The sequence below is a fragment of the Pseudomonas sp. N-1-13 genome, from assembly GCF_057787095.1.
The window spans coordinates 1,308,460-1,322,394 of the sequence record NZ_JBYNRI010000001.1 but is presented as its reverse complement, the minus strand read 5'-3'; the positions used below and the strand labels follow the sequence as shown (position 1 = coordinate 1,322,394).

Here is a 13,935-nt window from a genome sequence, read left to right as displayed (position 1 = left end):
TGTGCAGGTCTGCCGGCCTGACGCGGTTGGGTCAAAAGCTGCGACGTAAATACGTGGGTTGTCGCACATCCTATTCATCACCCCCGCAGGCCAACCCTACCCCTTCGGGTGGAACAGGGTCATCAGTATTTTGTACGACCCACGCCCCACCGTTGTTGCGGGGCTGGGCCAAGAGCCTTCGCCACACGGGTTTCAATCAGTAGTCGAAGAACACCGTCTCGGCATCCGTCCCCTGCAAAACCACGTTCCACTGATACACGCCCGAAGCATCGGGCTTGCTCACGATAGTGGCGCGACGTTCCTCGGGCACGCAGGCCAGCAGCGGGTCGGTTTCGTTGGCCTGCTCACCATCGAAGTAGATTCGCGTCAGCAAATGCTTGACCAGACCGCGGGCGAACACCAGCACGACAAGATGCGGCGCCTGGGTCGTGCCGCCAAGGCCCGGCACGGAGCCCGGCTTGATGGTGGTGAAACGAAAACGCCCTTCGGCATCCACCGGCACCCGGCCAAAGCCTTCGAAATTCGGGTCCAGGGGCTTGTCCTGGTCGTCTTCCGGGTGTGCGTATTTGCCGGCGGCGTTGGCCTGCCAGACTTCCAGCATCGCGTCATTGACGAATTCGCCGTTGCCGTCGATCACCTGCCCGGTGATCGCCACGCGCTGGCCGAGGGTTTGGGCGACAGTCAGGTCTTCGCGGTTCAGCCAGGTCAGGCCGATGTGGTAGTAAGGACCAACGGTGTGGGAGGTGGTGGCAGTGAGCGTCATCTTATTTCTCCATCGGCGTGGCATCGCGGCCGCGCAATACGATGTCCCAGCGATAACCGAGGGCGTAGTGAGGAATGGTTTTTTCCAGGTCGAAACGGGCGATCAGACGTTCCTTGGCGCTGGTGTCCGGCACGCAGTTGTAGATCGGATCGTAGGCCAGGAGTGGGTCGCCGGGGAAATACATCTGCGTCACCAGGCGCGTCAGGATGCTCGGGCCGAACAGTGAGAAATGGATGTGCGCCGGGCGCCAGGCATTGTGATGGTTGCCCCACGGGTAGGCGCCGGGCTTGATGGTCTGGAACTGGTACCAGCCATCGGCGTCGGTGACGGTGCGACCGGTGCCGGTGAAGTTCGGGTCCAGCGGTGCGTCGTGCAGGTCGCGGTCATGGTTGTAACGACCGGCGGCGTTGGCCTGCCAGATCTCCACCAGGATGCCAGGGACGGGTTGGCCATGCTCATCCAGCACGCGCCCGTGAATGATGATTCGCTCCCCCAGTGGCTCGCCGGCATGCTGGGCAGTCAGGTCGTTGTCCTTCTCCTGCAGGCGATCGGCACCTACGGTCGGACCGGTAATTTCCGACAGCGAATGGGGCAGGTACACCAACGGCTTTGAAGGCGAGCGCAGGTTGGTGGACTGGTACGGCGGGTGCAGGTACTCCGGTTGGGTGCCCGCTTGGGGGCGACGATAACCAGGCTTGTCAGTCATGAAGCATTCCTCGGTTTCTTATTAGTGGAACGACGTGTCAGACGCGTTCGATTGCCAACGCCAGACCCTGGCCGACGCCGACACACATGGTCGCCAGGCCTTTCTTGCCACCGGTCTTTTCCAGATGATGCAGCGCCGTCAGCACCAGCCGTGCTCCGCTCATACCCAGCGGATGGCCGAGGGCGATGGCGCCGCCATTGGGGTTCACCTGCGGCGCGTCGTCCGCCAGCCCCAGATCGCGCAGCACCGCCAGGCCCTGGCTGGCGAAGGCTTCGTTGAGTTCGATCACATCAAAGTCTGCGACCGCCAGGCCCAGGCGCTCAGTGAGTTTGCGCACCGCGGGCACCGGGCCGATGCCCATCACCCGTGGGGCCACGCCGGCACTGGCCATGCCCAACACTTTACCCCGAGGCGTCAGCCCGTGTTTTTTCACCGCTTCGGCCGAAGCCAGGATCATAGCCGCCGCGCCATCATTCACGCCCGAGGCGTTGCCGGCCGTGACGGTTTTGTCTGGACCGTTGACCGGTTTGAGTTTGCTCAAGGTCTCCAGCGTGGTGTCGGCGCGAGGATGCTCGTCCTGCTCGACCACGGTTTCGCCTTTCTTGTGGGCTACGCGCACCGGGACGATTTCCTCGGCGAAATACCCTGCGGCCTGGGCTGCCGCCGTGCGCTGCTGACTGCGCAGGGCGAAAGCATCCTGGTCAGCGCGGGACACTGCGTAATCATCGGCCACGTTATCGGCGGTCTGGGGCATCGCGTCCACACCGTACTGGTTTTTCATCAACGGGTTGATGAAGCGCCAGCCGATGGTGGTGTCTTCCAGTTTCATGTTGCGGGAGAACGCGGCATCGGCCTTGCCCATCACGAACGGTGCGCGGGACATCGACTCCACGCCGCCGGCGATGGCCAATTCCATTTCGCCGCTGGCGATGGCGCGGAACGCCGTGCCGACGGCGTCCATGCCCGAGGCGCAGAGGCGGTTTAGGGTTACGCCGGGAATGCTCTGCGGCAGGCCAGCCAGCAGCAGCGCCATGCGCGCCACGTTGCGGTTGTCTTCCCCGGCCTGGTTGGCGCAACCGAGAAACACTTCGTCCACGGCAGTCCAGTCCACCGATGGGTTGCGTTCCATCAGCGCCTTGATCGGCACCGCGGCCAGGTCATCGGCGCGCACCGCGGCCAAACCGCCCCCGAAGCGACCGATGGGGGTTCGAATCGCATCACAGATATAAACGTCGCGCATCACGCTTCTCCCGGTGCCTGGCCGTGGGCCGCGGCAGTGCGAGCTTCCAGGTCGCGCAGTGCGCGCAGCTCTGTTTCGGTCGGCTCGGCGGTGGTTTGCACCTGGTCGGCAAAACGAATCGCCCAACCGGTGGCGGCAACGACTTGCTCGCGGGTCACGCCGGGGTGCAGCGCAGTGACCACGAACTCATGGCTGCCGGCTTCCGGCTCCATGATGCACAAGTCGGTGATGATACCGACCGGACCTGCGCCCGGCAGGCCCAGGCGTTTACGCGAATCCCCGCCCTCACCGTGACCGACCGAGGTGATGAAATCCAGCTTGTCGACGAACGAGCGCGCCGACTGCTTGAGGATGATCAGCACGCTCTTGGCCGAACCGGCGATTTCCGGTGCACCACCGGCGCCCGGCAAGCGGACTTTCGGTTGATGGTAGTCGCCCACCACCGTGGTGTTGATGTTGCCGAACCGGTCGACCTGAGCTGCACCGAGAAAGCCGACGTCGATGCGTCCGCCCTGCAGCCAGTAGCGAAAAATCTCACCGGTCGGCACGACAGTGTCCGCGGTTTCAGCCAGCTCACCATCACCGATGGACAGTGGCAATACGCTGGGTTTGGCCCCGATCGGACCGGACTCGTAGATCAGAACGACATCCGGCGACGAAGTCAGCCGCGCCAGGTTGGCTGCCTTCGATGGCAGGCCGATGCCCACGAAGCACACAGCGTTGTTCTGCAATCGACGGGCTGCGGCGACGGTCATCATTTCATTGGTGGAGTACGTCATTATTTCACCTGCGAAGTGGCAGCCAGTCGGGCCTGGAATTCACTGAAATCTTTCGTTGCGTGGATGTATTCATTGATCCATGCGGTAAAGGTCTCACGGTCCCGGGCGATGGGATCCCACGCCTGATAGAAACGGTTGTCACGTTCGGTGTAGCCGTGCGCGTAGGAAGGATGAGCACCGCCCGGTACATGGCACACCGCGCTCAGCGCCCAGGTCGGCAGCACGCAGGCGTTCATCGGTGCGTTGAGGTCATCGACGATTTCTTCCACGGTGACGATGCAGCGCTTGGCGGCCAGGGCGGCTTCTTTCTGCACGCCGAGAATGCCCCACAACAGGACGTTGCCCTTGCGGTCGGCTTTTTGAGCGTGGATCACTGTAATGTCCGGGCGCACGGATGGCACGGCGGCCAGCACTTCCCCGGTGAAGGGGCAGGTCACGGTTTTGATCAACGGATTGACCTTTGGCAGGTCGGAGCCGGCGTAGGCCCGCAGCACCGCGAATGGCAGGCCCGAGGCCCCGGCGACGTAGGCATTGGCCAGGTCGGCGTGGCTGTGCTCTTCGATCTCCAGCGGCTGCGGCCATTGTTTTTCCACAGCATCGCGCAGCCGGTGCAGGGAGCCCACCCCAGGATTGCCGCCCCAGGAGAAAATCAGCTTGCGAGCACAACCGGCGCCGATCAACTGGTCGTAGATCAGGTCGGGTGTCATCCGCACCAGGGTCAGGTCTTTCTTGCCCTGGCGAATGATTTCATGACCCGCCGCCGTCGGAATCAGGTGAGTGAAGCCTTCGAGCGCGACGGTATCGCCGTCATTGACGAATTGCTTCACTGCGTCGTGCAGCGAAAGGATTTCAGCCATGGGGCAGGCTCCCGTTTTTCAGTAGACCAAGATGAAGAAAAAGGCGCGAGGTTAGGCGCCGGAGTGACTGAAGATTAAGCTCGGGGTGACAGCCAAACAATCCGATAATCGACTGAGTGTTCGTTTATCGAACAGATTGTTGTTTGGCTATCTATTTCCCAGACACCCTGATCCTGTGGGAAGCGAGCCTGCTCGCGATTGAGGTGGGTCAGTCAAGACTTATGCAAGTTGACCCACCGCTATCGCGAGCAGGCTCGCTCCCACCGGTCTGTCGCAAGGTTCAGATCATTGGCTCACGTCGCATCCGCATGACTGACCATGCCCTTGATCACCACCGCCGCAGTCGCCAGGGCCGCTGGAATGACCAGGGCGGTCAGGACCTGTTCGAAGTTCCAGCCCAGGCCCAACAATGTCGCGCCCATCCAGGCGCCGAGGATCGCGCCGAACCGGCCGATACCCAGCATCCACGAGACACCGGTGGCCCGGCCTTGGGTCGGATAGAACCGCGCCGCCAGCGACGGCATCGCCGATTGCGCGCCGTTGACGCACATGCCGGCCACCAGCACCAACGTGGCAAGCAAGGTAATGTTGCCCAGACTCTGCCCTACCGCGTAGGCGAATATCCCGGCCATCAAGTAGAAAATGCCGATGACTTTGTGCGGATTGAACCGATCCATCGCCCAACCCACCCCAACCGCGCTCAATACGCCGCCGAACTGGAACAACGCCCCGATAAACGCCGCCTGCTCCATGCTCGCGCCGCTGTCGCGCATCAGCGTCGGCAACCAACTGGTCAGCAGGTAAACAATTACCAGCCCCATGAAATAGGTCAGCCACAACAAGAGCGTCCCGGCGCTGTAGGTGCCGGAGAAAATCACCGCCAGCACGTTGCGGGCTTTAACGATTTTTTGTTCCGGCACACTGAAACTCGCCGCCTGGGCGACGGTGTGCGGATCGATCGGGGCCAGGGTCCTGCGCACCTTGTCCGTGCCGCGATTGCGCACCACCAGATAACGTGCCGACTCCGGCAACCAGAACACCAGCACCACCGCCAGGATCAACGGCAGGATCCCGCCGATCAGCAGCAGACTGTGCCAACCGAACGCCGGTATCAACTTGGCCGAGATAAACCCGCCACCGGCCATTCCCAGGTTGAAGCCGCAGAACATGCTGGTCACCAGCAACGACTTTTTACGCTCCGGGGTGTATTCCGACAGCAAGGTAGTGGCGTTCGGCATACCGGCGCCCAACCCCAGGCCGGTCAGAAAGCGCAGCACCAGCAATTGATCGATGTTGGTGCTGTAAGCCGATGCCAGGCTGAACGCGCCGAACAGCACGACCGCGCCTACCAGCACAACTTTTCGGCCGAAACGGTCTGCCAACGGACCGGAGCCGAGAGCACCGAAGACCATGCCGATCAGCGCCGCACTCATGACCGGACCGAGGCTGGCCCGATCAATGCCCCAGTCCTGGGAGAGCGCCGGAGCGATGAAGCCCATGGCCGCAGTGTCGAGCCCGTCGAGAAAAACAATCAGAAAGCACAGAATCACTACCCGCCATTGATAGCGCGAGATGGGTTGAGCGTTGATGAAGGACTGCACGTCGAGGCAATTGCCTACGGAGGTCTGGGGTTGGTTCATCTTGTTTTTATTCCACGCAAGAAAACGCAGGCGAACAGAGGCCCGGCAAATAAACCGCAAGGCTGCAAAAAAGGTGTTGGTTAGCGGGCGATCCGGGACAGACAGGTCGGTCGATCGTCAAGGTGAAGGCCGAGGAAGGTATACATGGCAGGTGTGCCTCTCATTATTATTGGGCCGCCATCCATCGGTCGAGCCAGGCTCGATCACGTCGGATGACGCTGCCGCGACATTAATGATCCGAGGCAAATACCGTCAATTCGTCAGAGGCGACTCTGTGCGTTTATCGAACAGCTTAAGTGAACAGTTGCGCGCTCAAGTCGCGGCTGGCTCCCAACAGCCCCGGCAGGAAGCGCTGTTCCAGTTCATTGCGGCTGACCCGCCCGGCATGGGTACTGACATTCAGCGCCGCCACCACCTGGCCGGAGGCGTCGTAGACTGGCACGGCAATCGAGCGCAGCCCCTGCTCCAGTTCCTGATCGACGATGCACCATCCCTGCCGCCGCACCTCTTGCAAACACTCCAGCAAAGCCTGGGGAGTGTGCAGGGTCCGGCTGGTCTTGGCCTGCAGGTCGGCATGGTCGAGGTAATCACGCAGGGAAGCGTCGTCCAGTGCCGCCAGAAGAATCCTGCCCATCGAGGTGCAATAGGCCGGCAGACGTCCACCGACGGACAGGTCCACGGATATCAGCCGCTGGGTGGTGGCCGAACGGGCGATATAAAGAATGTCGTCGCCTTCAAGCGTCGCCATATTACAGGCCTCATGCAGCTGTTCGCTCATGCGATCCAGATACGGCTGCGCGGACACGGCCAGAGGCGTCGATGACAGATAGGCATGGCCCAGGGTCAATACTTTGGGCAGCAGCGAATAGGTTCGTCCGTCGGTGGTGGCGTAGCCGAGTTTGATCAAGGTATGCAAGCAACGTCTGACGGCGGCGCGGGGAATTTCCGTGCGGTGGCTGATCTGAGCGATGGTCAAGTGCCGCTTGCGCTCCTGGAACGCCTGGACCACGGCCAACCCTCGGGCCAGGGACGTCATGAAGTCCGGGTCACCGGTCAGGGCCTGGATGCGCTTGGCCGGCGAAGCAACGATGGGTGGCGCTACAGAAGCAAAGGCGTTGCGCAATTGGTCGTTCATATCTGGTCCTTCCCGGGGAATGGCGGCTATTACAAGCGGCTGCCCGCTGAGCAGACAAGGGCTGGCTGTCAGCACCGTTCGATTATCGAACCATCAACCGATAATCGCAATCAAGGCACCCTACCCCCCTCTTGCTTCTGTGTGAAGGGTTGATAAATAAGTAAGACGACACGAGTATTGAACGTAGTTCGCGCCAGCAGAGTGGATAGCGACATTGTCTGGCATTGCCTGAAACCTAATTGCCACAAGTTGCACATACAAATATTGATTCACACAACAACAGATTCTTTTAACTTTTCCCGATAGTGTTCTTCGGGCAGCCCGCTATAATGCACCACAGTGACGGTGCGGCAATCGACCGCTCCCGTCCGCAGGCATTGCAGGTTTCTATCCTGCGTGGTGCCGGCAGCCGGTGCCCGAAGCACCCGGATGGCGCTTCCCCGTATCGGCGGTATACGAAACTCCTGATGCTACGTCAGCTGTCAGCTCTGGTGCCGTGGCCGTCTGCATGTCTACATGCAGTGCGTATCACCAGATCCAATTCAATCCATTAGGTAATACTGTGACGAAAGACGAACTGCGCGCGGAACTTGAGCGCCAGGAACAACGTTACAAGGAAGTTTACGGCGGGGAAATCACCACCTACGCCGCGCAACCTGAACCGGAACGCAAACCCTGGCGTAAACGCGCCACCGTTCAGGACCAGGCCTTTACCCAGGAACTTCAGAAAATGGAACAGGAACTCAAAGCGGAAGAGCGGTAATGCTCAGCGCTTGATGTTCTTGTGAAGCGGTATCCGGCCGACACCCTGGCCGGCCCCGTACCGGACGCCCGCCATGAGCGGGCCGCCATTTCCCCGACAACGGTCGAGGAATGGCCTTGGCTTACCTTCTTTTCGGATTTTTCGCACAACCGCTTAAGGCTCTTGCAACGACGAGCGGCCCCTTGCCTGGCGCGTTTTCCGTTCCCGAATCAATGGCTTGCGCAACCCGCTAAAAGCCAGGGTTCGAAGGGGTGCCTGCAAATTATTTCGTTGAAGAATGTTACCGATGAGCAGGCAATGCATCGATTACCGAGGTTTTCTGGCATAATCGCGCCCCCTTACGACCGGGTCAGAAAACCTTCATGATCGATTTATTTAGCGGACTGGATGCTTGGGTGCTTGTGAGCCTCTTGCTCGCCCTGGCCTTTGTCCTCGCCTTCGAGTTCATCAACGGCTTTCATGACACCGCAAACGCGGTGGCCACTGTTATCTACACCAAAGCCATGCCGCCTCATCTGGCGGTGTTCTTTTCCGGTGTGTTCAACTTCCTCGGCGTGCTGCTGGGCGGTGTGGGCGTGGCGTATGCCATCGTTCACCTGCTGCCGGTAGAGCTGCTGATCAATGTGAACACCGGACACGGGCTGGCCATGGTGTTTTCGCTGCTCGCAGCGGCCATCACCTGGAACCTGGGCACCTGGTATTTCGGTATCCCAGCCTCCAGCTCCCACACGCTGATTGGTTCGATCCTCGGCGTGGGCCTGGCCAACGCGCTGATCAACGATATCCCGTTGGCCGACGGAGTGAACTGGCAAAAGGCAATCGATATCGGTGCCTCCCTGGTGTTCTCGCCCATGGCGGGCTTCCTGATTGCCGCACTGGTATTGATCAGTCTGAAGTGGTGGCGTCCGCTGTCGAAGATGCACAAGACGCCGGAACAGCGCCGCAAGATCGATGACAAGAAACACCCCCCGTTCTGGAATCGCCTGGTGCTGGTCATTTCAGCCATGGCCGTCAGCTTCGTCCACGGCTCCAACGATGGCCAGAAAGGCATCGGCCTGATCATGCTGGTGCTGATCGGTATCGTACCGGCGCAGTTCGTGCTTGACCTGAACAGCACCACCTACCAGATCGAACGTACCCGCGACGCGACGTTGCACCTGAGCCAGTTCTACCAGCGCAACAGCGAATCGCTGGGTGAATATCTGGCGCTGGGCAAAAGCGTGAAGGGCGATCTGCCAGAGAAATTCCGCTGCAACCCGCAGCAGACCGAGCCCACCATTGCGGCGCTGCTCGATACCCTCAAAGGCGTGGCGGATTACCAATCGCTGCCGTCGGAAAGCCGCATCGAGGTTCGCCGCTACCTGCTCTGCCTGGATGACACGGCGAAGAAGGTTGGCAAGCTGCCAGGCCTGGCAGCTCGGGAAAAAGACGACCTGAACAAGCTGCGCAAGGACCTGACCGCCACCACCGAATACGCCCCGTTCTGGGTGATTCTGGCAGTCGCCCTGGCCCTGGGCCTGGGCACCATGGTCGGCTGGAAGCGTGTGGTGCTGACCATCGGTGAGAAGATCGGCAAGCAAGGCATGACCTACGCTCAAGGTATGTCGGCGCAAATCACCACGGCGTGCATGATCGGTGCGGCGAACATCTTCAGCCTGCCGGTTTCCACCACCCACGTACTGTCGTCCGGCGTGGCGGGCACCATGGTCGCCAACAAAAGCGGTCTGCAAGGTGGCACGGTACGGACCATCCTGCTGGCCTGGGTACTGACCCTGCCGGCGACAGTGGCCCTCTCGGCGGCGCTGTTCTGGCTGGCGTCCAAGGCCATCGGCAGCTGATATCAGCGGCTAATAAAAAAGGTGCGGTCCTGGCGGATCGCACCTTTTTTTATGCCCGGACACCTGACTACTGTGGGAGCGAGCTTGCTCGCGATGGCGCCGGGTCAGTCAACACATGTATCTACAGACATACCGCTATCGCGAGCAAGCTCGCTCCCACAATGGGCTTGTGTGGAACAGGGGAAATCCGCTCAAAAAAAAGGGCGACCGAAGTCGCCCAAAATGCCTTGCGTGCTCGTTGTAGCTGGAAAGACCTACGGCTTTTTGCGCTTGTGTGCATCTTTCCAGATGAATAATCCGAAGCCGGCGAAAAACACGAACATGAGGCCGACGGTCAACACTCCGGCAAACACCACATTATCGAAAAACATGACTGGCCTCCTGGTCTTGCCCCTGTTGCGATGGGTGCAAGTTAACCAATCAGGCCTGGATGAAAATTGACCGGGGTCAATAACGCTCGCGACGCGGCGAAAAGGAAGGGAAATAACTGATCTGTATCAATGGATAGAGAGGGGAGTCAGCGCTTTTTGGGTTTTTTCTTCGGTTTTTTCTGGGCTTTGCCCAATGGCATGGCTTGCTCAAAAGCCTGGCGGACTTCGTTAAGGCGTTTTTCGTTGAGGTCGTGAACGCGCTTGGCGCGCTCAGCACTGAGGTCGATCAGTTTGTCGTCTTGGCTCATGGCGTGTCGGCATCGTACGGTGAACTGCGGATGCTCTCATGATGAAGGCTGTCGAGCGGGTTGACCAGCCTGCATGCGTCGACAAAAGCCTGGATCAGACCTGGATATCGACCCACAAGCCCTGACGCTCTTCCCCTTCCACCAACGGCACCACTGGCACGGTGTTGTCGGCGTTCAGTTCAGTGCCCGGTACGGCCAGGTGCGCTTCGGGATCTTCGTCGGCTTCGCGGCGGCGCTTGTTGCGTTCCTGCTGGCGCTGTTGCTCCTCGCGCAGCAACAGAGCAGCCTCCTCAGGGTCGCGATTTTTCAGGTCGATGGTGCTTTCGTTGGAGCTTTGCTGCACCGGGACCACGGGCGGTATGTCCGGCCGCTGGCGGACCGGATCCTGTTGAGCGGTGATGGGTACGGCGCTCAAAGGGAGCATGGGTGGCAACATAAAGGTCTCCTGTCTTCAGGTTGTCGGCTGAGCGAGGAACAGCTTGAACCGCTGGTCTGAAACTTGTGACCCGGTTGGCATTATCACAATAGGCCGGGCCGAGCTTGTTTGATCACTCAGCACACTTAAGTTCCGCACCGCCGGTAAGTAATCAATGCCCATGGCGACCCGATGTCTACGTAAATCCTTTGGTCTGAGGGATCATTCCGTTAAGATAACCGGCTTTTTCAAGGCGGGAGTCAGGCAGCATGGCGCAGCAGTATCAACCGGGGCAACGCTGGATCAGTGACAGCGAAGCCGAGCTGGGTTTAGGCACCGTTCTGGCACAGGACGGCCGCTTGTTGACCGTGCTCTATCCGGCCACTGGCGACACTCGCCAGTACGCGCTACGGAATGCGCCCCTCACCCGCGTGCGGTTTTCGCCGGGCGATGTGATCACTCACTTCGAAGGCTGGAAAATGACCGTGCGCGAAGTCGACGATGTCGACGGGCTGCTGGTCTACCACGGCCTCAATGGGCAGAACGAGGTTGTCACTCTGCCGGAAACCCAGCTGTCGAACTTTATCCAGTTCCGCTTGGCCAGTGACCGTCTGTTCGCCGGCCAGATTGACCCACTGGCATGGTTTTCCCTGCGCTACCACACCCTGGAACACACCAGCCGCCAGTTGCAGTCGCCGCTCTGGGGCCTGGGTGGCGTACGTGCCCAGCCCATCGCCCACCAATTGCACATCGCCCGTGAAGTGGCCGACCGCATCGCGCCACGGGTATTGCTGGCAGACGAAGTGGGCCTGGGCAAGACCATCGAAGCCGGCCTGATCATCCACCGCCAACTGCTCTCCGGCCGCGCCAGCCGCGTGCTGATCCTGGTACCGGAAAACCTTCAGCATCAGTGGCTGGTGGAAATGCGACGGCGTTTCAACCTGCAGGTCGCCTTGTTCGACGAAGAACGCTTCATCGAAAGCGATGCCAGCAACCCGTTCGAAGACACCCAACTGGCCCTGGTGGCGCTGGAGTGGCTGGTGGACGATGAGAAGGCCCAGGACGCGCTGTTTGCCGCCGGCTGGGACCTGATGGTGGTCGACGAAGCCCATCACCTGGTCTGGCACGAAGATCAGGTCAGCCCGCATTACGCTCTGGTCGAACAGCTTGCCGAAACGATTCCCGGCGTACTGCTGCTGACCGCGACCCCGGAACAGCTGGGCCAGGACAGCCACTTCGCCCGCCTGCGCCTGCTGGACCCGAACCGCTTCCATGACCTCAAGGCCTTCCGCGCCGAGAGCGAGAATTATCGCCCGGTGGCCGAGGCCGTGCAGGAGCTGCTGGACAAGGGCCGTCTCTCACCCGAGGCGCACAAGACCATTCACGGCTTCCTGGGTAACGAGGGCGAAGCGCTGCTGACCGCCGTCAATGATGGCGATGTAGAAGCCAGCGCCCGCCTGGTCCGCGAACTGCTGGACCGCCACGGCACCGGCCGCGTGCTGTTTCGCAATACGCGCGCCGCCGTACAGGGTTTCCCGGAGCGCAAACTGCACGCCTACCCGCTGCCGTGCCCGGACGAATACCTCGAGCTGCCGTTGGGTGATCACGCCGAGCTGTACCCGGAAGTCAGCTTCCAGGCTCAGCCGGACGCCAACGAAGAACAGCGCTGGTGGCGTTTCGACCCACGGGTCGAGTGGCTGATCGACACCCTGAAGATGCTCAAGCGCACCAAAGTGCTGGTGATCTGCGCCCACGCCGAAACCGCCATGGACCTGGAAGATGCCCTGCGCGTACGTTCCGGCATCCCGGCCACGGTGTTCCACGAAGGCATGAACATCCTGGAGCGCGACCGCGCGGCGGCTTATTTCGCCGACGAAGAGTTCGGCGCCCAGGTGCTGATCTGCTCGGAAATCGGCAGCGAAGGCCGCAACTTCCAGTTCGCCCACCATTTGGTGCTGTTCGACCTGCCCTCGCACCCGGACCTGCTGGAACAGCGTATTGGCCGTCTGGACCGGATCGGCCAGAAACACACCATCGAGCTGCATGCGCCGTACCTGGAAACCAGCCCGCAAGCGCGGCTGTTCCAGTGGTATCACGAGGCCCTGAACGCGTTTCTCAATACCTGCCCGACCGGCAACGCCTTGCAGCATCAGTTCGGCCCGCGCCTGCTGCCATTGCTGGAAGAAGCCGATGACGGCCAGTGGCAAGCCTTGATCGACGAAGCCCGCGCCGAACGCGAACGCTTGGAGGCCGAGCTGCACACCGGTCGCGACCGTCTGCTGGAGCTCAACTCCGGCGGCGCGGGTGAAGGCGATGCGCTGGTAGAGGCCATTCTCGAACAAGACGACCAGTTCGCCCTGCCGATCTACATGGAAACCCTGTTCGATGCGTTCGGCATCGACAGCGAGGACCATTCGGACAACGCGCTGATCCTCAAGCCGAGCGAAAAAATGCTCGACGCCAGCTTCCCGCTGGGCGACGACGAAGGCGTGACCATCACCTACGACCGCAACCAGGCGCTGTCTCGCGAAGACATGCAGTTCATTACCTGGGAGCACCCGATGGTGCAAGGCGGCATGGACCTGGTGCTGTCCGGCTCCATGGGCAATACCGCCGTAGCGCTGATCAAGAACAAGGCTCTCAAGCCCGGCACCGTGTTGCTGGAACTGCTCTATGTCAGTGAGGTGGTTGCCCCGCGCTCACTGCAACTGGGCCGTTACTTGCCGCCGGCCGCCCTGCGCTGCCTGCTGGACGCCAATGGCAACGACCTCGCCGCCCGAGTCTCGTTCGAGACTTTGAACGATCAGTTGGAAAGCGTGCCTCGGGCCAGCGCCAACAAGTTCATCCAGGCCCAGCGTGACCAGCTCTCGCCACGGATCAACGCCGGTGAAGAGAAGATCGCCCCGCGTCACGCCGAACGCGTGGCCGAAGCCCAGCGTCGCCTGGCAGCCGATACCGACGAAGAACTGGCGCGCCTGACTGCCCTGCAAGCGGTCAACCCGACGGTACGCGACAGCGAACTGGTGGCTCTGCGCCAACAGCGTGAGCAAGGTCTGGCGATGCTTGAGAAGGCGGCGCTGCGCCTGGAGGCCATACGGGTGTTGGTGGCGGGCTGAATTG

Annotated in this window: 13 protein-coding genes; 3 read left to right on the top strand and 10 right to left on the bottom strand. The window is 61.0% G+C overall.

Annotation, left to right across the window (positions count from 1 at the left end):
* Positions 1-196 precede the first annotated feature (196 nt).
* The 7 genes from pcaG to pcaR all read right to left on the bottom strand — a co-directional run bounded on the left by pcaG (position 197) and on the right by pcaR (position 7,120).
* A complete protein-coding gene (gene pcaG / locus AC3I65_RS06095) occupies positions 197-763 on the bottom strand; it encodes a protocatechuate 3,4-dioxygenase subunit alpha (protein WP_047228311.1) in 567 nt (188 codons plus the stop codon).
* A 1-nt stretch (position 764) separates the two neighbouring features.
* Positions 765-1,469, bottom strand: a complete 705-nt coding sequence (gene pcaH / locus AC3I65_RS06090) for a protocatechuate 3,4-dioxygenase subunit beta (RefSeq protein WP_076386020.1) — start codon at positions 1,467-1,469, stop codon at positions 765-767.
* A 37-nt stretch (positions 1,470-1,506) separates the two neighbouring features.
* A complete protein-coding gene (gene pcaF, locus AC3I65_RS06085) occupies positions 1,507-2,712 on the bottom strand; it encodes a 3-oxoadipyl-CoA thiolase (RefSeq protein WP_172833803.1) in 1,206 nt (401 codons plus the stop codon).
* Positions 2,709-3,491, bottom strand: coding sequence for a CoA-transferase subunit beta (locus tag AC3I65_RS06080; protein WP_171061413.1), 783 nt, complete (start codon positions 3,489-3,491; stop codon positions 2,709-2,711). Before AC3I65_RS06080 ends, pcaF begins: the two co-directional genes overlap by 4 nt.
* Positions 3,488-4,345 carry a CoA transferase subunit A gene (locus AC3I65_RS06075; protein ID WP_047228315.1) on the bottom strand — a complete coding sequence of 286 codons (858 nt, stop codon included), beginning with the start codon at positions 4,343-4,345 and terminating at the stop codon, positions 3,488-3,490. Before AC3I65_RS06075 ends, AC3I65_RS06080 begins: the two co-directional genes overlap by 4 nt.
* A 293-nt stretch (positions 4,346-4,638) precedes the next feature.
* Positions 4,639-5,985: a 4-hydroxybenzoate transporter PcaK gene (gene pcaK / locus AC3I65_RS06070; RefSeq protein ID WP_488523544.1), complete on the bottom strand. Its 1,347-nt coding sequence runs from the start codon at positions 5,983-5,985 to the stop codon at positions 4,639-4,641.
* 292 nt (positions 5,986-6,277) lie between these two features.
* Entirely contained in the window at positions 6,278-7,120 is an 843-nt protein-coding gene (gene pcaR / locus AC3I65_RS06065; RefSeq protein ID WP_047228317.1) for a pca regulon transcriptional regulator PcaR, read from the bottom strand.
* A gap of 562 nt (positions 7,121-7,682) precedes the next feature.
* On the opposite strand from pcaR, the gene AC3I65_RS06060 reads away from it, so the two are divergent.
* Together AC3I65_RS06060 and AC3I65_RS06055 are read left to right on the top strand one after the other, a co-directional pair.
* Positions 7,683-7,883 (top strand): hypothetical protein, encoded by a 201-nt coding sequence (locus AC3I65_RS06060; RefSeq protein WP_047228318.1) that lies wholly within the window; start codon positions 7,683-7,685, stop codon positions 7,881-7,883.
* Between the two features lie 362 nt (positions 7,884-8,245).
* Positions 8,246-9,721: an inorganic phosphate transporter gene (locus AC3I65_RS06055; RefSeq protein ID WP_047228319.1), complete on the top strand. Its 1,476-nt coding sequence runs from the start codon at positions 8,246-8,248 to the stop codon at positions 9,719-9,721.
* 254 nt (positions 9,722-9,975) lie between these two features.
* On the opposite strand, the gene ccoM is transcribed toward AC3I65_RS06055, so the two are convergent.
* From ccoM to AC3I65_RS06040, 3 genes are all read right to left on the bottom strand, one after another.
* Positions 9,976-10,092 (bottom strand): cytochrome c oxidase subunit CcoM, encoded by a 117-nt coding sequence (gene ccoM / locus AC3I65_RS06050; protein WP_025212288.1) that lies wholly within the window; start codon positions 10,090-10,092, stop codon positions 9,976-9,978.
* Positions 10,093-10,238: 146 nt separating this feature from the next.
* Positions 10,239-10,400: a hypothetical protein gene (locus tag AC3I65_RS06045; RefSeq protein WP_171061412.1), complete on the bottom strand. Its 162-nt coding sequence runs from the start codon at positions 10,398-10,400 to the stop codon at positions 10,239-10,241.
* Between the two features lie 94 nt (positions 10,401-10,494).
* Positions 10,495-10,836 (bottom strand): hypothetical protein, encoded by a 342-nt coding sequence (locus AC3I65_RS06040; protein WP_047228320.1) that lies wholly within the window; start codon positions 10,834-10,836, stop codon positions 10,495-10,497.
* Between the two features lie 248 nt (positions 10,837-11,084).
* Between AC3I65_RS06040 and rapA the strand changes: the two genes are divergently transcribed.
* Positions 11,085-13,931, top strand: coding sequence for an RNA polymerase-associated protein RapA (rapA, locus tag AC3I65_RS06035; RefSeq protein ID WP_092397142.1), 2,847 nt, complete (start codon positions 11,085-11,087; stop codon positions 13,929-13,931).
* Positions 13,932-13,935: the final 4 nt, after the last annotated feature.

Excerpts from the sequence above, each read along its gene's own strand:
- pcaG (WP_047228311.1), bottom strand. The coding sequence starts at position 763 with ATGACGCTCACTGCCACCACCTCCCACACCGTTGGTCCTTACTACCAC.
- pcaH (WP_076386020.1), bottom strand. The coding sequence starts at position 1,469 with ATGACTGACAAGCCTGGTTATCGTCGCCCCCAAGCGGGCACCCAACCG.
- AC3I65_RS06075 (WP_047228315.1), bottom strand. The coding sequence starts at position 4,345 with ATGGCTGAAATCCTTTCGCTGCACGACGCAGTGAAGCAATTCGTCAAT.
- pcaK (WP_488523544.1), bottom strand. The coding sequence starts at position 5,985 with ATGAACCAACCCCAGACCTCCGTAGGCAATTGCCTCGACGTGCAGTCC.
- pcaR (WP_047228317.1), bottom strand. The coding sequence starts at position 7,120 with ATGAACGACCAATTGCGCAACGCCTTTGCTTCTGTAGCGCCACCCATC.
- AC3I65_RS06055 (WP_047228319.1), top strand. The coding sequence starts at position 8,246 with ATGATCGATTTATTTAGCGGACTGGATGCTTGGGTGCTTGTGAGCCTC.
- ccoM (WP_025212288.1), bottom strand. The coding sequence starts at position 10,092 with ATGTTTTTCGATAATGTGGTGTTTGCCGGAGTGTTGACCGTCGGCCTC.
- AC3I65_RS06045 (WP_171061412.1), bottom strand. The coding sequence starts at position 10,400 with ATGAGCCAAGACGACAAACTGATCGACCTCAGTGCTGAGCGCGCCAAG.
- AC3I65_RS06040 (WP_047228320.1), bottom strand. The coding sequence starts at position 10,836 with ATGTTGCCACCCATGCTCCCTTTGAGCGCCGTACCCATCACCGCTCAA.
- rapA (WP_092397142.1), top strand. The coding sequence starts at position 11,085 with ATGGCGCAGCAGTATCAACCGGGGCAACGCTGGATCAGTGACAGCGAA.